Annotated in this window: 22 protein-coding genes and 1 other RNA gene; 15 read left to right on the forward strand and 8 right to left on the reverse strand. The window is 51.8% G+C overall.

Annotated elements, in window-relative coordinates:
• Positions 1–16: 16 nt before the first annotated feature.
• On the reverse strand, positions 17–445 hold the full coding sequence (gene fur, locus FCS97_RS09060; RefSeq protein WP_105029386.1) for a ferric iron uptake transcriptional regulator: 429 nt from the start codon (positions 443–445) through the stop codon (positions 17–19).
• A gap of 122 nt (positions 446–567) precedes the next feature.
• On the opposite strand from fur, the gene FCS97_RS09065 reads away from it, so the two are divergent.
• The 6 genes from FCS97_RS09065 to FCS97_RS09090 all read left to right on the forward strand — a co-directional run bounded on the left by FCS97_RS09065 (position 568) and on the right by FCS97_RS09090 (position 3,635).
• A complete protein-coding gene (locus tag FCS97_RS09065; protein WP_138518117.1) occupies positions 568–1,059 on the forward strand; it encodes an outer membrane protein assembly factor BamE in 492 nt (163 codons plus the stop codon).
• Between the two features lie 6 nt (positions 1,060–1,065).
• Entirely contained in the window at positions 1,066–1,884 is an 819-nt protein-coding gene (dapB, locus tag FCS97_RS09070; RefSeq protein WP_138518118.1) for a 4-hydroxy-tetrahydrodipicolinate reductase, read from the forward strand.
• Positions 1,885–1,988: 104 nt separating this feature from the next.
• Positions 1,989–2,216, forward strand: a complete 228-nt coding sequence (locus tag FCS97_RS09075; RefSeq protein WP_138518119.1) for a hypothetical protein — start codon at positions 1,989–1,991, stop codon at positions 2,214–2,216.
• Positions 2,217–2,552, forward strand: coding sequence for a cell division protein ZapA (locus FCS97_RS09080; RefSeq protein WP_212746464.1), 336 nt, complete (start codon positions 2,217–2,219; stop codon positions 2,550–2,552).
• Between the two features lie 11 nt (positions 2,553–2,563).
• Positions 2,564–2,744, forward strand: a non-coding RNA gene (gene ssrS / locus FCS97_RS09085) — 6S RNA.
• A gap of 78 nt (positions 2,745–2,822) precedes the next feature.
• The gene (locus FCS97_RS09090; protein ID WP_138518120.1) at positions 2,823–3,635 is read left to right on the forward strand and encodes a sulfite exporter TauE/SafE family protein; all 813 of its coding nucleotides are present in this window, start codon (positions 2,823–2,825) and stop codon (positions 3,633–3,635) included.
• A 27-nt stretch (positions 3,636–3,662) separates the two neighbouring features.
• On the opposite strand, the gene lgt is transcribed toward FCS97_RS09090, so the two are convergent.
• A complete protein-coding gene (gene lgt / locus FCS97_RS09095; protein WP_138518232.1) occupies positions 3,663–4,511 on the reverse strand; it encodes a prolipoprotein diacylglyceryl transferase in 849 nt (282 codons plus the stop codon).
• Between the two features lie 144 nt (positions 4,512–4,655).
• Between lgt and ilvD the strand changes: the two genes are divergently transcribed.
• Entirely contained in the window at positions 4,656–6,344 is a 1,689-nt protein-coding gene (ilvD, locus tag FCS97_RS09100; protein WP_138518121.1) for a dihydroxy-acid dehydratase, read from the forward strand.
• Positions 6,345–6,357: 13 nt separating this feature from the next.
• On the opposite strand, the gene FCS97_RS16835 is transcribed toward ilvD, so the two are convergent.
• Positions 6,358–6,621 carry a TIGR04438 family Trp-rich protein gene (locus FCS97_RS16835; protein WP_138518122.1) on the reverse strand — a complete coding sequence of 88 codons (264 nt, stop codon included), beginning with the start codon at positions 6,619–6,621 and terminating at the stop codon, positions 6,358–6,360.
• Between the two features lie 80 nt (positions 6,622–6,701).
• On the opposite strand from FCS97_RS16835, the gene FCS97_RS09110 reads away from it, so the two are divergent.
• Entirely contained in the window at positions 6,702–7,010 is a 309-nt protein-coding gene (locus FCS97_RS09110; protein WP_138518123.1) for a c-type cytochrome, read from the forward strand.
• Positions 7,011–7,077: 67 nt separating this feature from the next.
• On the opposite strand, the gene FCS97_RS09115 is transcribed toward FCS97_RS09110, so the two are convergent.
• On the reverse strand, positions 7,078–8,232 hold the full coding sequence (locus FCS97_RS09115; protein ID WP_425460742.1) for a branched-chain amino acid ABC transporter substrate-binding protein: 1,155 nt from the start codon (positions 8,230–8,232) through the stop codon (positions 7,078–7,080).
• 168 nt (positions 8,233–8,400) lie between these two features.
• On the opposite strand from FCS97_RS09115, the gene FCS97_RS09120 reads away from it, so the two are divergent.
• Genes FCS97_RS09120 through FCS97_RS09135 form a run of 4 tightly spaced genes read left to right on the forward strand, consistent with a single transcriptional unit; the run spans position 8,401 to position 11,936 of the window.
• Positions 8,401–9,366, forward strand: a complete 966-nt coding sequence (locus FCS97_RS09120; RefSeq protein ID WP_138518124.1) for a branched-chain amino acid ABC transporter permease — start codon at positions 8,401–8,403, stop codon at positions 9,364–9,366.
• A complete protein-coding gene (locus tag FCS97_RS09125; protein ID WP_138518125.1) occupies positions 9,363–10,436 on the forward strand; it encodes an ABC transporter permease subunit in 1,074 nt (357 codons plus the stop codon). The genes FCS97_RS09120 and FCS97_RS09125 overlap by 4 nt, the downstream gene beginning before the upstream one ends.
• Positions 10,433–11,206 (forward strand): ABC transporter ATP-binding protein, encoded by a 774-nt coding sequence (locus FCS97_RS09130; protein WP_138518126.1) that lies wholly within the window; start codon positions 10,433–10,435, stop codon positions 11,204–11,206. Before FCS97_RS09125 ends, FCS97_RS09130 begins: the two co-directional genes overlap by 4 nt.
• On the forward strand, positions 11,199–11,936 hold the full coding sequence (locus tag FCS97_RS09135) for an ABC transporter ATP-binding protein (protein ID WP_138518127.1): 738 nt from the start codon (positions 11,199–11,201) through the stop codon (positions 11,934–11,936). The genes FCS97_RS09130 and FCS97_RS09135 overlap by 8 nt, the downstream gene beginning before the upstream one ends.
• A gap of 12 nt (positions 11,937–11,948) precedes the next feature.
• Here FCS97_RS09135 and FCS97_RS09140 read toward each other — a convergent pair whose 3' ends face one another.
• Entirely contained in the window at positions 11,949–12,971 is a 1,023-nt protein-coding gene (locus FCS97_RS09140) for a CDP-6-deoxy-delta-3,4-glucoseen reductase (RefSeq protein WP_138518128.1), read from the reverse strand.
• On the opposite strand from FCS97_RS09140, the gene FCS97_RS09145 reads away from it, so the two are divergent.
• Positions 12,963–13,925, forward strand: coding sequence for a Rossmann-fold NAD(P)-binding domain-containing protein (locus FCS97_RS09145; RefSeq protein WP_138518129.1), 963 nt, complete (start codon positions 12,963–12,965; stop codon positions 13,923–13,925). The genes FCS97_RS09140 and FCS97_RS09145 overlap by 9 nt on opposite strands.
• Positions 13,926–13,944: 19 nt before the next feature.
• Here the strand turns inward: FCS97_RS09145 and FCS97_RS09150 are convergent, their stop codons facing one another.
• Genes FCS97_RS09150 through FCS97_RS09160 form a run of 3 tightly spaced genes read right to left on the reverse strand, consistent with a single transcriptional unit; the run spans position 13,945 to position 16,087 of the window.
• Positions 13,945–14,220, reverse strand: coding sequence for a polyhydroxyalkanoic acid system family protein (locus tag FCS97_RS09150; protein ID WP_138518130.1), 276 nt, complete (start codon positions 14,218–14,220; stop codon positions 13,945–13,947).
• A gap of 50 nt (positions 14,221–14,270) precedes the next feature.
• Positions 14,271–15,398, reverse strand: coding sequence for a TRAP transporter substrate-binding protein (locus FCS97_RS09155; RefSeq protein ID WP_138518131.1), 1,128 nt, complete (start codon positions 15,396–15,398; stop codon positions 14,271–14,273).
• Positions 15,399–15,400: 2 nt separating this feature from the next.
• A complete protein-coding gene (locus FCS97_RS09160) occupies positions 15,401–16,087 on the reverse strand; it encodes a LutC/YkgG family protein (RefSeq protein ID WP_246066204.1) in 687 nt (228 codons plus the stop codon).
• 167 nt (positions 16,088–16,254) lie between these two features.
• Here FCS97_RS09160 and fdxA point away from each other — a divergent pair, with 167 nt between their 5' ends.
• The gene (gene fdxA, locus FCS97_RS09165) at positions 16,255–16,578 is read left to right on the forward strand and encodes a ferredoxin FdxA (protein ID WP_008248660.1); all 324 of its coding nucleotides are present in this window, start codon (positions 16,255–16,257) and stop codon (positions 16,576–16,578) included.
• A 33-nt stretch (positions 16,579–16,611) separates the two neighbouring features.
• Entirely contained in the window at positions 16,612–17,418 is an 807-nt protein-coding gene (locus tag FCS97_RS09170; RefSeq protein WP_138518132.1) for a ferredoxin--NADP reductase, read from the forward strand.
• Positions 17,419–17,475: the final 57 nt, after the last annotated feature.

Here is a 17,475-nt window from a genome sequence, read left to right on the forward strand (position 1 = left end):
TTTACTCGCTGCTGACTTATTTGCGTCGGTTCTCGCAGTCTTTTTTGGTGCAGGAACCGTAAAGCGACAAGGCGTGGTCATGAAGTTCGAAGCCGCGGTCTTTGGCAATCATTTTCTGGCGACGCTCAATTTCTTCGTCAAAAAACTCGACCACCTTGCCACACTGCACACACACCAAATGGTCATGGTGTGCACCTTCATTCAGTTCAAACACTGATTTGCCGGTCTCAAAGTGTTGACGGGCGAGTAAACCAGCCTGTTCAAACTGCGTTAAAACCCGGTAAACCGTGGCCAGGCCAATGTCCAGGTCTTCTTGCAGCAACAGTTTATAAACGTCTTCAGCACTCAGGTGGCGATGTTGCCCGCTTTGGAACAATTCCAGAATTTTCATTCTTGGCAGCGTTGCCTTTAAACCAATGCTTTTTAGATCCGTTGCTGTAGTCATGAGTTTGGTACCATTCTGAGGCTTAATCGAGTTCAAGTAGCTTATGATAACGCCTTTGCAGGACATGTTAGCGCACCGATTAAGGTACTCTGTTCCCACTTCACATGCGAATTCACAAAACAATGCGTATTTTACGACTGAATTTGATTCTTTGCTCGGCCTTGGCCCTAGGGGTTTCCGCGTGTTCCATCATTCCGGACAACTATGTGCCCTCCTTTGTCAAACCCTACAAGTTTGACATTCAACAGGGTAACTTCGTCACCCAGCAAGACGTTGCCAGGCTACAAGTGGGCATGACCAAAGAACAGGTTCGCTTCATTCTTGGCACACCGTTGTTGAATGACGCCTTTCACGCCAACCGCTGGGATTACGTGTACCGCTTGCTGCGCGCCGACGGCCAAACCACGCAATCACGTTACACGGTCATTTTCGAGAATGAGCGCCTGGCTCGCCACGGTGGCGAGAACCTGCCCGCCAGCCCCACTGATTTGCTGGGTCCGGACAGCGCCACCAAAGTGCCAACCGAACCTTTGCCATCGGAAAAACCAGCCAAAGACATCCAGGATTCTGAATCTGCAGTGGGCGGCACAGACCGCGCACCCGTACTTAAATAACACGCCATGACTAAGCCAATTCAAATTGCGATTGCCGGCGCCAGCGGGCGTATGGGCAAAACACTGATCGAAGCCATTCTGAACCACCCCGACTGCGAACTCGCTGGTGCTTTTGATCAAGCGGGGTCGCCCAGCATTGGTCGCGATGCAGGTGATTTCATGGGTATTTCCTCGGGTGTGCTGGTCACTGACAATCCAGACACCGCTTTGATCAATGCCGATATCCTGATCGACTTCACCCGCCCTGAAGGCACATTACAACACTTGGCGTTGTGCGAAAAACACGGCGTCAAGGCTGTGATTGGCACCACCGGGTTTGAACCCAAGCAATTGGAAGCATTGAAAAAAGCTTCTGAGAAGGTTGCCATGGTGTGGTCGCCCAATATGGCGGTCGGCGTGAATGCCACATTCAAACTGCTTGAAGTGGCCGCTAAAATTTTGTCACAAGGCTATGACATCGAAGTCATTGAAGCACACCACAGCAAAAAAGTGGACGCTCCTTCAGGTACCGCGCTTCGCATGGGTGAAGTGGTGGCCAAGGGCATGGGAGTTGATCTTCAAGACGTGGGTGTGTTTGCACGCGAGGGCATTACCGGCGAGCGTAAGGCAGGCACCATCGGCTTTTCGACCATCCGCGGTGGCGACATTGTAGGCGACCACACGGTGCTGTTTGCCGGCATCGGGGAGCGCATTGAAATTACGCACAAGTCATCAAGCCGCATGACCTATGCACAGGGCTCAATTCGCGCTGCGAGGTTTTTGATTGAGCACGAAAAAGGTTTGTTTGACATGCAAGACGTGTTGGGCCTGAAAACTTTGTTTTAACCTAAAGCGAAACTGTAGTAGATTGCTGTAAGCAACTGTATAGTCAAGTTAAAATACCAACAACAGCAACCCTCGGGACTATTGCCCGAAGACGGAGCCAGCCAATGACGCAATCACTGCTTGCGAAACTCGACGAACTTCAAGTCAAAGTATCCAGTCTGGCCAAAGCACTTGAGCAAAGCCGGCATGAAGGAAAGTCGGCCAAGGATCAAATTGAAGCCCTGCGCCGAGAAAACGAACAGCTCCACAAGAAAGTGAATCACGCACAGGGTCAAATCAACCAAATGTTGAACCAATGGTTCCCTGAACTTGAATTGAATTCGGAGGAATAATTGGAAGCACTTGACGTCAAAATCATGGGCAGGGAATTTAGAATCGCCTGCAAGCCCGACGAACGCGCTGCCTTGCAGCAGGCGGTCAATATCGTAGAAACAAAAATGTCCAGCATCCGCAACACCGGCAAGGTGGTTGGGCTCGATAAAATCGCGGTCATGGCGGCGTTACAAATTGCGCACGAATCACTCGTAGGAAGTAATCCTTCCAACCCCGTTTTAGGACTGGACATTGAGACGATTGAGCGTAAAATCGAGGCTATTGAACAAATGGTCGATGGCAGCCTGAATAGTTCGGGTGCAAGCAAGCCCAAAAATGCCGATTTGTTCGAGTAAAGAATTTTGTTTTATCTCTGCCGTGTCTGTATTGGCCAGCATTCCGTGAACCAATATTTGTGATCCCGGTTGCGGATTTTTCAGGGTCGGTGTGATTCCCTCTTAGTCAGGGAAACCTAAAGGCCCTAACACTGCGACCCACTTGAACCTTAGGTTCAGGGATCGGGCCAGTATGGCATCGGCAGAGACCCCACACCGGGGCGATTGAACACAGGTTCAATCGCCTCTTTTTTTATTCATTTCAGCCTTAAACCAAACAATTCAATCATCATGTTCGATCCGGTTTTCATAGTTTCACTGCTTGTCTTGGGCGTGGTCAGCGGCGTGTTGGCAGGTCTCTTGGGTATTGGGGGTGGCATGTTGCTGGTGCCCTTTCTTACCTTTCTGATGGTGAGCCAGGGAGTGCCTGTGGAGCATGTGGTGCACTCCTCCATTGCCACTTCACTGGCCATCATCATGTTCACCAGTATTTCCAGCATGCGTGCGCACCACAAAGCGGGCGCAGTGCGGTGGGACATCGTGAAGTTTCTCACACCGGGTATTCTGGTTGGCGGCTTTGTGGGGTCCAAAGTGGTGTCATATTTGCCTACCAAAGAACTGGCCTTGGTTTTTGGTGCATTCGTCATTTTCTCTGCCTACCAAATGTACGCCGACAAAAAACCAAAACCAACACGCACATTGCCAGGCAAAGCAGGCTTGGCGGGCGTGGGCAGTGTTATCGGGGCGGCGTCAGCCATTGTGGGTGCCGGGGGCGGTTTCTTGTCCGTGCCCTTCATGGTGTGGAGCAACATCAATTTGCGCAATGCGGTGGCAACTTCCGCCGCACTGGGCTTTCCAATTGCGGTTTTTTCAAGTGTTGCCTATGTGATCAATGGTCAACATTTGCAAGGCATGCCCACCGGCTCACTGGGCTATGTGTACTTGCCTGCAGTGGCCTGCGTGGCGGCAATGAGTGTGTTGTTCGCACCCTATGGCGCAAGGCTGGCACACACACTGCCGGTTAAAAAGATCAAGCGCATTTTCGCCCTGCTGCTGTCCTTTATTGCCTTGTCGATGATTTACAAGGCCGTTACGGGCTTCTGAAGCAGAGTCGAGCCCACAAGCGTGGCTTTATTTGCCACGCTTGCTGCCCTTGCCAGCTTTCGCTTGGGCAGCTTCCAGAGCGGTCATCGTCTCGAAACCAGTCGGCTTGTTCCTCGACCAGGCCAACAAAGCGAACCCGCCCAGAATCATCGGCACGCACAGCCATTGGCCCATGGAAAGACCCAGTGACAGTGTTCCCAAAAAGCGGTCTGGTTCGCGGGCATACTCCACTACAAACCGGGCTGCGCCGTAGCCAATCAAGAACCAGGCAGACACTGCCGCGCGTGGGCGCGGCTTGCTGGCAAACCACCACAGGCCGATAAACAGCGCAATGCCTTCCAGGCTCATTTGGTACAACTGCGAAGGGTGGCGCGCAATGGCATCCCCGGCTTGCGGAAACACCACGCCCCACCAACCTTCTGTGGGCCTGCCCCACAGTTCACCATTGATAAAATTACCCAAGCGCCCCAGTGCCAAACCTATTGGTACGGCTGGCGCCACAAAATCCATCACATCAAAAAATTTCCAGCCTTTGTATTTGCCATAGATAAAACACACCAGCAACACGCCCAGAAAGCCACCGTGGAACGACATGCCGCCTTCCCAAATTGCGAGAATTTCGCCCGGGTTGACCATGTAATAGTCGGGTTTGTAAAAAAACACATAACCGAGGCGCCCACCCAGAATTACCCCCAAGACAGCCCAGGTCAGCATATTGTCGACATCGCTCATCTTGATGGCGGGAAACAGGTGTAATCGACGTTTGGCCAACATGATGAAGGCCACAAAGGCCAGCAAATACATCAAACCGTACCAGCGAATGGCGACAGGGCCGATCGAGATGGCAATGGGGTCGAATTCAGGATGTACAAACATGGAAAGCCCGGAATGTAAAAAACCGTTCAATTGTACTGCCCTAGGGACTACCCTTTGATGAATGAGCACCTTCCTGCGTCCAGTGGAGCATCATAAAATGGTAAATTCTCGTTTTGAATCCAATTCCACCTGCGAGCTTTTGCAATGAGCATCAATCGACGTTCCAAGAACATCACCCAGGGCGTGGCCCGTTCGCCCAACCGTGCAATGTACTTTGCCATGGGCTACAAAGACGAAGACTTCAACAACCCCATGATTGGCATTGCCAACGGGCACTCCACCATCACGCCATGCAACAGCGGCTTGCAGCCCTTGGCCGATGCTGCAGTGAAAGCGGTGAAAGACGCGGGTGGCAACCCACAAATTTTCGGCACCCCCACCATTTCTGATGGTATGAGCATGGGCACCGAGGGCATGAAGTACTCGCTGGTTAGCCGTGAGGTCATCGCAGACTGTATCGAAACTGCAGTGCAAGGCCAGTGGATGGATGGCGTGCTGGTGATCGGAGGCTGCGACAAGAACATGCCCGGCGGCATGATTGGCATGGCCCGAATGAACGTGCCCGGTATTTACGTGTACGGCGGCACCATCAAGCCCGGGCGCTACAAAGGCAAAGACCTGACCATCGTGTCTGCCTTTGAAGCCGTGGGCGAATTCACGGCTGGCCGCATGAGCGAGGAAGACTTCAAGGGCATTGAAAAAAATGCCTGCCCAAGCTCTGGTTCCTGTGGTGGCATGTACACAGCCAACACCATGAGTTCAGCGTTTGAGGCTTTGGGCATGAGCCTGCCCTATTCCAGCACCATGTCGAACATTGATGCGGAAAAGGTGACTTCAACAGAAGAATCAGCCCGCGTGCTGATCGAAGCGGTTCGCAATGACTTGAAACCCCGCGACATCATCACCAAAAAGTCGATTGAAAATGCAGTGGCTGTGCTGATGGCCACGGGTGGATCAACCAACGCAGTGCTTCACTTCCTGGCCATTGCGAAAGCAGCAGACGTCGCCTGGAGTTACGAAGACTTCGAACGCGTGCGCCTGCGTACACCTGTCATTTGCAACCTGAAGCCTTCCGGCCAGTATGTTGCAACCGACCTGCACGATGCTGGCGGCATTCCCCAGGTTATGAAAGTATTGCTGGATGCAGGCCTGCTGCACGGCGATTGCATCACCATTACCGGCAAAACCATTGCGGAAACACTGGCCGATATTCCTTCTGTGCCCCGCGCCGATCAAAACGTGATCATGCCGATTGAAAAAGCCCTGTACAAGCAAGGCCACTTGGCAATTCTGAAGGGCAACCTAGCCCCCGAAGGTGCTGTGGCCAAAATTACCGGCTTGAAAAACCCGGTGATTACCGGCCCAGCCAAAGTATTCGACGACGAACAAAGCGCGATGGACGCAATTTTGGGCGACAAGATCAAAGACGGCGATGTGATTATTCTTCGTTACCTGGGCCCCAAAGGCGGCCCCGGCATGCCTGAAATGTTGGCACCCACCTCTGCCATTATTGGCAAAGGTTTGGGCGAGACAGTGGGCCTGATTACTGACGGTCGTTTCTCCGGCGGCACTTGGGGTATGGTGGTTGGTCACGTTGCACCGGAAGCCTACGTGGGCGGCCCGATCGCACTGATCAAGGAAGGCGATTCCATTACCATGGATGCACACCAAAAGTTGCTACAAATCAATGTAAGCGATGAAGAATTGGCGAAGCGCCGCGAAAGCTGGGTGAAGCCGAAGCCACGCTACACCACCGGTGTACTGGCCAAATTCGCAGCCTTGGCCAGCAGTGCCAGCAAAGGCGCAGTAACCGATGGCGATCTCGACCTGTAAACCTGCGAATGCGTTACCTCAATGGAAAACCCTGGCGCTGGCGTCGGGGTTTTTTGTTGTTGAAATTTCGAATTCGTACCTCTAGCTGGCGCTTTCTAAATTGCTGCCGACGAACATCCAAACCAAGCCAGGGCTCGAAAAGCTCGAACCAGCAAACGGCCAAGAGAAAAGGCAAAGCGATAGAAAACCATTCCCAGTTGGTCACGGGATGCACACCGCCAAGTTTCATTGAAAGCAAAAGGATGCCCAGAAGGATAAAAATCATGCTGTTTAACATGACAAACAACCGGGTTGTCTGCCAAAATGACGCCCGAGACGTTATTAATGTGATAACTGTAACAAAGTGAGGAGTTCAGTATGATCAAGCAAATGGGTGTCTTGGCGATTGCAGCCACCATGGTTGCTCTACCGTTGTCTGCCAGCGCCGACGAAGCATTGGCCAAGAGCAAAGCCTGCTTGGCCTGCCACCAGGTTCAGAAAAAAGTAGTTGGCCCAGCCTTTAAAGACGTGGCTGCCAAGTACAAAGGTCAAGCAGGTGCGGAAGCCATGCTGGCCGGAAAAATCAAAAACGGTTCGAAAGGCAACTGGGGCCCAGTGCCCATGCCAGCCCAAAACGTGACCGAAGAAGAAGCCAAGAAATTGGCAGCTTGGGTGCTGGCTCTGTAATCACAGCCTGCAAACGAGTGAAAAAGCCAAGGTGTTGCGCCTTGGCTTTTTTTTCGTCAAGTACTCGCTAATTCACCACTTTCACCGGAAATTTGCCTTGAGGTCCATAGGAATTCAAGGTGACCGCTGCATTCAGTACATCGCCCACTTCGTCAAAGGCAATGGTCCCGATCACGCCTTCATATCGAATGTCTTTTAGCTTCGGAAGATACTTCTTGGGGTCTGCCGACTTTGCGTTTTTCATGGCTGTGCCCATGGCCATCACCGCGTCGTAAACAAAAGGTGCATAAACCTGAATGTCTGTCTTGAACTGGGCTTTGTACCTTTTCTCAAATGCAGGTCCGCCCGGCATTTTACTCAAAGCCATACCGCCCTCAGCGCAAAGTACGTTCGAGCCTACATTGTCGCCACCCAAACGCATCAACTCTGCCGTGCAAATACCATCACCGCCAATCAGCTTTGCCCTGATACCCAACTGCTTCATCTGGCGCAACATAGGCCCTGCTTGCGCGTCCATGCCCCCGTAAAACACGAGATCAGGATTCACCCGCTTGACCGAGGTCAGAATAGCTGCAAAGTCGGTGGCCTTGTCGTTGGTGTAGTGTCGTTCCAGCACCTTGACGCCTTTGGCTTCCAACTGCTTTGTGAAAATATCGGCCAATGGTTGACCATACCCAGTGCGGTCGTCGATGACCACCACACGCTTGGCTTTCATTTCATCGACTGCGTACCTGGCCAAAGCAACGCCCAGGACGCCATCGTGCGCAATCACCCTGAACACCGACTCGAACCCCTGCCTGGTCACTTTCGGTGTAGTGGCTGATGGAGTAATTTGAGGAATGCCGCAATCGTAATAAATACGCGAAGCGGGAATGGTGGTGCCGCTGTTCAAATGCCCCACAATGCCATTGACCTTCATGTCGCACAATTTTTGCGCAACGATTGCCCCGGTTTTCGGGTCGGCTGCATCGTCCTCTGAAATCAGCTGGAATTTTGCGGTGCCACCATCCAGTTGAATTTTCATTTTATTCAAATCATCAATGGCCAGCTTTGCACCCGATTCATTGTCTTTGCCATAGTGGGCCTGCGGACCTGAAAGGGGCGCAATGTGCCCAATTTTTACCAACACGTCCTTGGCGCTCGCCGCACCGCTTGACAAGAACATCGACACTGACGCACACAACAGTGCATGTTTCAAAGGTCGAGAACGAGAAAAGCTCATGACCACCTCCAACTTGTTTTTATGATTAATTTGCTCAATGTAGCATCTAAACCGGTAATGGGTTTGCCTGTCAATTAACTGACTTCTTTGTGAATCAATGCACGGTACTGGCTTGCGAATTGCTCTATTCTTTTTCCGACACACCTTATTTCAATTGCATCGGCGTACATGGATATATTTGCGCAACAACTGATCAACGGCTTGGTACTGGGCAGTATTTATGCTTTGGTGGCACTTGGGTACACCATGGTCTACGGTGTTTTGGGGTTGATCAACTTTGCACATGGCGAAGTCGTGATGATTGGTGCCATGGTTGCCTTCAGCGCCATCACCTTGTTCCTGGGCCTGTTCCCGGAAACCCCGGGCTGGATACTTTTCCTGGTGGGCGTACTGTGCGCTGTACCTGTGTGCATGCTGGTCAGTTTCTCCATTGAACGCTTTGCCTATCGTCCTCTAAGAAATGCACCCCGGCTTGCCCCCCTGATCTCAGCAATCGGTGTTTCAATTATTCTGCAAACCCTGGCCATGATCATTTGGGGGCGCAATTACCTGATCTTCCCCACCACCCTGCCGACAGACCCCATCATTTTGCACACCTTTTCCCCAAGTCTTGATCACGATTACGAAAGAATTGTTTCCATCACGCCGGTGCAACTTCTCATCGTGGTGGTATCGGCAATGCTTATGTTGAGCCTTACCTACATGGTCAATCAAACGCGGCTGGGCAAGGCCATGCGCGCCACCTCTGAAAACCCGAAATTGGCCGGGCTCATGGGTATCAATGCAAATTCCGTGATCGCCGCCACATTCGTCATTGGCGCAGCGCTGGCCGGAGTGGCTGGTGTGATGGTGGCCGCAAACTATTCAGTGGCTCATTTTTACATGGGGTTTTTGCCGGGACTCAAAGCGTTTACTGCTGCAGTGCTGGGTGGTATTGGCAACATTTACGGCGCCATGTTGGGTGGTCTACTCTTGGGCATTGTCGAAAGCCTGGGGGCTGGTTATTTGGGGCAGTTGACCGGCGGTTTTTTGGGCTCGCACTATCAGGATATATTTGCATTCGCTGTGTTGATTCTGGTGCTTACCCTTCGGCCATCCGGCCTGTTGGGTGAAAGGGTATCGGACCGCGCATGAACAAGCTTGCAAACCGCCATCAACAAATTATCGGCTTCCTCTTGGTCGCAGTTGCGCTGGCCGCCCTGCCCTGGGTTGCAGGTTTGATTGGCAACAGCTGGGTTCGAATTTTGAACATCGCCTTGCTTTACGTGATGTTGGCGCTGGGCCTCAACATAGTAGTGGGCTTTGCCGGTTTGCTCGATCTGGGTTACATCGCCTTTTATGCAGTAGGCGCTTATGTTTATGGTTTGCTGGCCTCTCCCCATTTAACAGACAACTTCGAAATCATTGCCACGCTGTTTCCCGACGGCCTGCATCTTTCGATCTGGCTGATGATTCCCTTGGGTGCATTGATCGCTGCAATTTTCGGTGTGTTGCTCGGTGCACCTACCCTTCGGTTAAGGGGCGACTACCTGGCCATTGTCACCTTGGGGTTTGGTGAAATCATTCGACTGTTTTTGAACAACCTGAATGCGCCAGTCAACATCACCAATGGCCCCCAAGGCATCAACATGATCGAGCCTGTACAAATTGCAGGGGTTCGTTTTTCACGCACGGTCGATATTCTCGGCATCGAAATTTCTGCACTTCACCTTTACTACTACCTGTTCCTGGCGCTCACACTCATCATGATTCTGGTGTGTATGCGCTTGCAAAACAGTCGGATCGGCCGTGCATGGACAGCCCTGCGAGACGACGAAACTGCCGCAAAATCCATGGGCATAAACACCCGCAACATGAAGCTGCTCGCCTTCGCGCTGGGCGCCTCTTTTGGTGGTGTTGCGGGTGCCATGTTCTCTGCATTTCAGGGTTTTGTCAGTCCGGAATCCTTTGGTTTGATGGAATCAATTATTGTGCTTTGCATGGTGGTGCTGGGTGGCATGGGTCATATTCCCGGTGTCATTTTGGGCGCACTTTTGCTGGCTGGCTTTCCTGAAGTATTGCGGCAAGTTGTTACGCCAGTTCAGGAGTTTTTGTTTGGTGCCGTGCTGGTGGATGCAGAAATACTTCGATCATTGATCTACGGGCTCACCATGGTCTTGGTGATGCTGTATCGCCCCAAGGGGCTTTGGCCACAACACAAATGAATACACCCCTGTTTAGCGCCTCGCATCTGAAAAAAAGCTTCGGTGGCATCGCAGCTGTGGATGATGTCAGCCTGAGTATTCAGGCTGGGCAAGTCATCGGTTTGATTGGCCCGAATGGTGCAGGCAAAACCACCTGTTTCAATTTGATCACCGGTTTGTACACGCCCGATGCAGGTCAGCTTTCCTTTCAGGGCAAAACCTATAAACCAGACTCGCCACACGAAGTAGCCAAAATGGGGCTGGCGCGTACCTTTCAGAATATCCGTCTGTTCAAAAGCATGACTGCGCTTGAAAATGTAGCCGTGGGCATGCACAGCAAAACCCGGCAAGGCGTACTGGGTGCCATACTTCGAACCCCGGCACAGCGCCGCGAGGAACAAGGTGTTTGGCAGCAGGCCATGCATTGGCTGAATTACGTGGGCATTGGTGCTTACAGCCAACACCTGGCGGGGCAACTTTCCTATGGCGATCAACGACGCCTGGAAATTGCACGGGCCCTGGCCAGCCAACCTGCACTGCTGGCGCTTGATGAGCCGGCCGCAGGCATGAATGCCACCGAAAAATTAAAGCTTCGAGAATTGCTACTTCAAATTCGACGGGATGGAAAATCGATCTTGCTGATTGAACACGATGTCAAGCTGGTGATGGGTATTTGTGACGAAGTTACCGTGCTGGACTATGGCAAAGTGATCGCCCAAGGCACACCAGTACAAGTTCAGCAAAACCCCGCCGTGATTGAAGCCTATCTTGGGGGGCTGCACCATGGTTAATGCAATGCTCAATGTGCAAGGGCTAACCGTGACCTACGGTGGCATACAAGCGGTAAAGGACTTGAGTTTTCATGTGCAGCCAAGGGAACTGGTGTGCCTGATTGGCTGCAATGGTGCAGGTAAAACATCAACCATGAATGCAATTGCAGGCTTGTTGCCTTTTCAGGCTCATGCCGCAACCTTCAAAGGTGTAATCGACTTGACTGCCCTGCCCGCGCACCAACGATTATCCAATGGCTTGGCCCTGGTGCCCGAGGGACGCGGAATTTTTACCCGAATGAGCGTGCTGGAAAACCTTGAGTTGGGCGCAAACGTACGATTACAAAAGGGTTGTTCACAAGCCGAGATTCGCGTTGATCTCGACAAAATGCTGGCGCTGTTTCCTCGCATCAAAGAACGACTGAAACAACTTGCTGGAACGCTAAGCGGCGGAGAACAACAAATGTTGGCCATGGCGCGTGCGCTGATGGGCAAACCCGACATGCTGCTGGATGAACCCAGCATGGGTTTGGCTCCACTGATGGTCGAGAAAATTTTTGAGGTGATTCAACAAGTGCACCACGAAGGAATGACCATCTTGCTGGTGGAGCAAAATGCACACATTGCCTTGCAGCTGGCCAGTCGTGCCTATGTCATGGACTCGGGCCTGATTGATTACGAAGGCAAGGCCTGTGAACTGATCAACGACCCGAGAATTCGTGAAACTTACCTGGGGCAAATACCGCAATAAAATGAATCCGCTTTATTGCGCATCGGCCATGGACGTGAATGAGTCCGCAAAAAACTCGTCTTCTGGCAAACCACATTGCGCAGTAAAGTCGCGCTGGGCTGATTCAATCACAATGGGTGCACCACAGGCATAAACCTGATGCCCGCTCAAATCCGGGAAATCTTGCATTACGGCCTGGTGTACAAAACCTGTTCGACCTGTCCAGTTGCATTCGGCTGTGGCCTCGGAAAGCACAGGGACAAATTTGAAATTTGCATGCTCGGCAACCCACTGTTTTGGCAAGTCCAGCATGTACAAATCAGCCTTGGTTCGCGCACCCCAATACAATACAAACTCGCGGTTGTTGTTTTTGAAGAAGGCCTGCTCCAGCAGCGATTTAATGGGCGCAAAACCAGTACCACTGGCCAATAACACCACAGGTTTTGTCGAGTCATCCCGCAAGAAAAAAGTACCGAACGGTCCTTCAAAGCGTAAAATTTCGCGTTCTTTCATGCTGCTGAATACATGATCGGTGAACAAACCGCCCGGCATGTGACGAATGTGCAACTCAATTCCACCTTCCTGATAAGGTGCATTGGCAAGCGAGTAACTGCGGCGAGAACCGTCACGCAACATAAACTCAATGTACTGCCCGGCATTGAATTGCAGCACCTCATTGGCAGGCAATTGCAATTTGAGAACTGCCACATCGGCAGCAGGCTTTTCGATACTTTGCAAACGACAAGGCATTTTCTTGATTGGAATATCACCCAAACCTGACAGTTCGCGAACCTTCAACTTCACCGGGCTTAGCGGCTTTGCGCAGCATGTGAGTACTTTTCCGCGCACACGTTCTTCTTCACTTAAAGCACGCGACTGGTAGGTGCCGTAATCCACTTGGCCTTCAATCAAGTCGGCCTTGCACGATCCACATGCACCGTCTTTGCAGCCGTATGGCAAAATAACATTTGCGCGCAGCGCTGCCGACAACAAGGTATCGTCAGGCTCGCATTCAAACTGTTTTTGACTGGGAAGAATTTCTACGTTGTGAATCATCAAACTACTTTCCGTGACATCGACAAACCCGACGGGCTATTTTTCAAACGCAGTTTGCCCCGTCGCTTCAGGCAAAGCAAATTAAGCATTGCTGGATGCGGGCAAGTGGGCTTGGTCTTGTTGCAAACCTATCCAGGTCAATATTTTACAGCGACTTACCGCCCCGGGGCGGACTCAGCGGCAAAGCGCGCTGCCATCGTGGCATGCAAGGCTCGCCCACTGGCCATTGATCTGAATTCAAAACCGGATTTGCTACGCCTTATCTCGCTGGGCCACCGAATAGTCTGGATGGCACCTCCCAACTCGAATGTTCACACAGACAACACCCTGAAAAAACTGATTTTGTGGGCGGCCACGCGCGCCAAGGCACACGACAAACCAGCGCCGCGCATCAGCTATGTGTCCACCACAGGTGTGTATGGCAATGCGCAGGGCCAGTGGATTAACGAATACACACCATTGAATGCGCAATCGGACAGGGCCAAACGGCGTGTACATGCTGAAACCCAATTGCGCCTGGGCTTAAAACATGGGGTACACGTACACCTGCTGCGCGCGCCCGGCATATACGGCGACAACCGCCTGCCAATTGAGCGCATAAAAAATGGCACACCTGCTTTGCTGCCCGAGGAAGACGCCTGGTCAAATCACATTCACGAACTGGATTTGGGCCGCCTAAGCCGCTGGGTGAATTACAAAGGCGGCGCCTTTGAAGTACTCAACGCATGTGATGCCAAGCCCAGCAAAATGGGCGACTATTTTGATTTGGTGGCCGATGCATTTCAGCTGGCCCGCCCGCCCCGTTTTTCACGGGAAGAGGTGAAGCAAATGGTCAGCCCCATGATGTGGAGCTTTATGTCGGAATCTCGGCGGATTGAATCGCTTAATCAGAAAAAGCTGGGATTTCGTCTTCGCTATCCCAGCGTGGCCGACTTTCTGGCAGTGAAGTCCTGATCGAATACCGGTTTGTTGTTCAGGCAAACATTTTGTCGATGTTTTTGTCGATTTCGGCCTGAATTTTTCCCTTGAATGCTTTCAACATAAAGCCCAAGGAAATGTCGACGGTGACGTCTTTGTCGGTCACATCCAGCTTGCCCTTCACGCCAGAACGCGTGAAGTTCAGGGTGTTACCTTGCCACTGGCTATCCAACTGGAATTCTTTTTGCAATTGATCCGCCAGTTTTTGCGCAGTTTGCTTGGCTTCTTCCAGGGACAAATTGTGTGCTTTGCGGGCATGAATATCAGACATATTGGCTCACTCTTGAAGGTGTTATGACTGCATATTAACCCAGTGCGACATCACACGGTAGAGAACCAAAAATCGAAGGCCATTTTAGAAGAAGGTGTCAGGTCATTCTCAAAGCCCACCACACGTTTGGCAAAGCGCATTTGGGAATCAATAATGCGCTTGAAAATTCGGCTGTTCGCCGATTCACGTGCAATGATTTTGCGCCAAGCGGTCAACTGCGCCTTCAAAATATCGTCGGGGGTTACGTAATAACGAACACCCTGTTTGCGGCGCATTTCCTCGTAATCGGTTGAAAACCGGTCGGAGGCCTTCCAGCTTAAATCAGCTGATGAGGCCTGCAAGGCATATCGAATAATCGAGCGCAAAGCGAAGGGCAAGCTGTCAAAACGCTGCTTGTTGAAAATAACTTCAAATACCTCGCTGCTTTGATGAAAGCTGCGAATCATGCACACCGACGACACACTGGGAAAACCCAACGCACGGTCTGAGCTGGGGTTGTTAAACTCCGCAGCATCGATCAAGCCTTTGTCGAGCCACGGCACAATGTCCGCAGGCTGCAAAGCTGTGGTGGTCAAACCCAGCTCCTTGAACACTTCGGCTGCCAAACCCACCGCACGGAAACGCATTTTGTCGAGATCCTTGATGCTCTCGATTCGATTCTTAAACCACCCCAAAGGTTGTGGCGTCAAAGGCCCGTACATGAAGCCCTGAATATTCAGGTTCATTTCTTTTTGAACCAGCTCGTCGTACAACTGCTGACCACCACCGTACTGAAACCACGCCAAAATCTGGTTTGAACTCATGCCAAAACTGGGACCACTGCCAAACAGTGAAAACGCCGCATGGCGATCATGCCAATAGGTGGGAACACCATGGCCCCCATCTAGCTGCCCCTTGTGCACGGCGTTCTGAATACCGAAAGCCTTCACAATACTGTTGGTGGGGTACACGTCGATGCGCAACTCGCCGCCCGACATGTCATTGACCTTCTTGGCAAAGTCTTGGGCAAATTCATTGAAAATGTCTTTGGTGGGCCAAGTGCTTTGAAACTTGAACACGATCGGCTTGGCTGTTTTGACCACCGCAGCTGACTGGGTAAGCGCGGGGGTCGCAATGGCTCCCGCAGCACCTGCCACCAAAGCCTTTTGTACAAAGCGTCGCCGGGAGTCGTCGCGCATGCTTATTTGCCAACCAGAATTAAATGCACCCGATACGGGCCATGAGCACCCAACACAATGGTTTGCTCAATGTCGGCCGTGCGCGATGGGCCAGATACAAAATTCAATGCACGTGGCATCACACGCCCTTCCTTTCTTAAAAGCTGAAAAGCGTCTTCCATGGTATGCACCACCTGGTCTTCCCGGACAATTGCAATGTGTGTTTCGGGCAGCAGGTGCGTGCTGGCGGGCTCATCGGCTTTGCTGGCAAACACCAGGGTACCGGTTTCGGCCACTGCGCAGGCTACAGCGCTAATGCCAATCAGATCATCGCCTGTCGGGGCACCCAAGCGCACTGGGTGTGGCAACACCGACCAGTCCAACTGGCCTAAAGCTGGCCAAATGGCCACGGTTCCCGCCAATTCATTCTCGGCAAGGTATGCGGCACAGGCTTGGGGCACATCAGAAGCGGACTTGACCCGTTGCACGGTACACAGCATCGCTTTCGATTTCTCTTCAAACAAAGCCACCACATTTTTAACCGGGCTTGGTGCCGGGCCGCGGGTTTTCCTGGCCAGGTAACCTTTGGCCAAAGTCATTTCATTGTCGTGCATCGTTTCAGGCCGGGATTGTAGGCTGCGAATCCGATTCAGAATTTCTGACCTCGCCACTGAAGTGTCCAGGTCGTCGTCGTTGAAAGATTGGCTCAAAGTGCACCCTTGGCAGATATTCGTAGCGACCATTATAGAAAAACCACGCCACTGCCGCCCCTAGGGTATGCCCCATGGCAGTTGCTTATTTCGAGCGGAGTTTCAAGTGCAAGGTGGCCCAATCGATTACAATGTCACGTTATCTTGCTTAACCCATCATTTTCACCATGACACACGTAGTTACCGAGTCTTGCATCAAGTGCAAATACACCGATTGTGTGGATGTATGCCCAGTCGACTGCTTTCGCGAAGGCCCCAACTTTCTGGTGATCGATCCAGACGAGTGCATCGATTGCGCCGTTTGCATTCCCGAATGCCCTGTCAACGCAATTTACGCTGAAGAAGACGTGCCAGCCGACCAGGTCAAGTTCATCGACATGAACGTGGAACTGGCCAAAGATTGGCCGAGCATCACGCGCATGAAAGCGCACCTGCCCGACGCCGATGACTGGAAGGACGTCAAAGACAAGCTGCAATACCTTGAAAAGTAATCCAGTTCAAGGCAGTTCCAATCGAGTAGTTGCATGAGTGAAGTTGAAGACAAATACACCCGGGAAACCATCACCAGCGTACGCGTTTGGGTACCAGGCAAATTGTTTTCCTTCACCTGCACCCGTCCAACAGGCTTTCGCTTCACGGCCGGGCAATTTGCAAGGCTGGGCGTGGACAACACACTACAATTGCCCGACGAGCCCGAAATTATCTGGCGCGCCTATTCCATGGTGTCAGGCCCGTTTGATGAGCATCTCGAATTTTTCTCAATTGTCGTTCCCGACGGTGCCTTCACGAGCCACCTAAGTCAGCTTCAGGTGGGTTCTCCTGTCTACATCGACAAAACCAACTTTGGTTTCCTCACCACGGCTCGTTTTGAAACCGGCAAAGACCTCTGGCTATTGGGTTCAGGAACCGGTTTAGCACCCTTTCTCTCAATTCTTCATGACCCACACACCTGGGAGCAGTTTGAAAACATCGTGCTGGTGCACAGTGCCCGCACTGCAGAGGAACTGGTTTACCAAGACATGATTAAAGGTTTTGTTGAGCATCCCGTGCTGAGCGAACTGATTGAGAACGTCAAAAAGAGATTTCTCTATGTACCTGTGGTAACCCGGGAGAAAGTGCCCAATTGCTTGGGCGAGCGGATAACGACACTGCTTGAGCAAGGCACCCTGGCTGAACACACGGGCTTGCCCATGAATGTTGAACGCAGTCGATTCATGATTTGCGGCAACCCTGACATGGTGAGCGATATTCGCAAAGTATTGAAATCAAAAGGTTATGCACCCGCCCGCCGAAACAGTCCAGGTGAAATCGCAGTTGAAAACTATTGGTGATCGAAGAATCATTCAAACATGTTGCAATGCAGCAATGTTTGCAAGATAATCGTCAGG

It is taken from the genome of Limnobacter alexandrii (assembly GCF_005871185.1).
Classification (GTDB): Bacteria; Pseudomonadota; Gammaproteobacteria; order Burkholderiales; family Burkholderiaceae_B; genus Limnobacter; species Limnobacter alexandrii.

Coding starts and splice junctions, on each gene's coding strand:
- fur (WP_105029386.1), bottom strand. CDS start 445: ATGACTACAGCAACGGATCTAAAAAGCATTGGTTTAAAGGCAACGCTG.
- FCS97_RS09065 (WP_138518117.1), top strand. CDS start 568: ATGCGTATTTTACGACTGAATTTGATTCTTTGCTCGGCCTTGGCCCTA.
- dapB (WP_138518118.1), top strand. CDS start 1,066: ATGACTAAGCCAATTCAAATTGCGATTGCCGGCGCCAGCGGGCGTATG.
- FCS97_RS09075 (WP_138518119.1), top strand. CDS start 1,989: ATGACGCAATCACTGCTTGCGAAACTCGACGAACTTCAAGTCAAAGTA.
- FCS97_RS09090 (WP_138518120.1), top strand. CDS start 2,823: ATGTTCGATCCGGTTTTCATAGTTTCACTGCTTGTCTTGGGCGTGGTC.
- lgt (WP_138518232.1), bottom strand. CDS start 4,511: ATGTTTGTACATCCTGAATTCGACCCCATTGCCATCTCGATCGGCCCT.
- ilvD (WP_138518121.1), top strand. CDS start 4,656: ATGAGCATCAATCGACGTTCCAAGAACATCACCCAGGGCGTGGCCCGT.
- FCS97_RS16835 (WP_138518122.1), bottom strand. CDS start 6,621: ATGTTAAACAGCATGATTTTTATCCTTCTGGGCATCCTTTTGCTTTCA.
- FCS97_RS09110 (WP_138518123.1), top strand. CDS start 6,702: ATGATCAAGCAAATGGGTGTCTTGGCGATTGCAGCCACCATGGTTGCT.
- FCS97_RS09115 (WP_425460742.1), bottom strand. CDS start 8,232: ATGAGCTTTTCTCGTTCTCGACCTTTGAAACATGCACTGTTGTGTGCG.
- FCS97_RS09120 (WP_138518124.1), top strand. CDS start 8,401: ATGGATATATTTGCGCAACAACTGATCAACGGCTTGGTACTGGGCAGT.
- FCS97_RS09125 (WP_138518125.1), top strand. CDS start 9,363: ATGAACAAGCTTGCAAACCGCCATCAACAAATTATCGGCTTCCTCTTG.
- FCS97_RS09130 (WP_138518126.1), top strand. CDS start 10,433: ATGAATACACCCCTGTTTAGCGCCTCGCATCTGAAAAAAAGCTTCGGT.
- FCS97_RS09135 (WP_138518127.1), top strand. CDS start 11,199: ATGGTTAATGCAATGCTCAATGTGCAAGGGCTAACCGTGACCTACGGT.
- FCS97_RS09140 (WP_138518128.1), bottom strand. CDS start 12,971: ATGATTCACAACGTAGAAATTCTTCCCAGTCAAAAACAGTTTGAATGC.
- FCS97_RS09150 (WP_138518130.1), bottom strand. CDS start 14,220: ATGTCTGATATTCATGCCCGCAAAGCACACAATTTGTCCCTGGAAGAA.
- FCS97_RS09155 (WP_138518131.1), bottom strand. CDS start 15,398: ATGCGCGACGACTCCCGGCGACGCTTTGTACAAAAGGCTTTGGTGGCA.
- fdxA (WP_008248660.1), top strand. CDS start 16,255: ATGACACACGTAGTTACCGAGTCTTGCATCAAGTGCAAATACACCGAT.
- FCS97_RS09170 (WP_138518132.1), top strand. CDS start 16,612: ATGAGTGAAGTTGAAGACAAATACACCCGGGAAACCATCACCAGCGTA.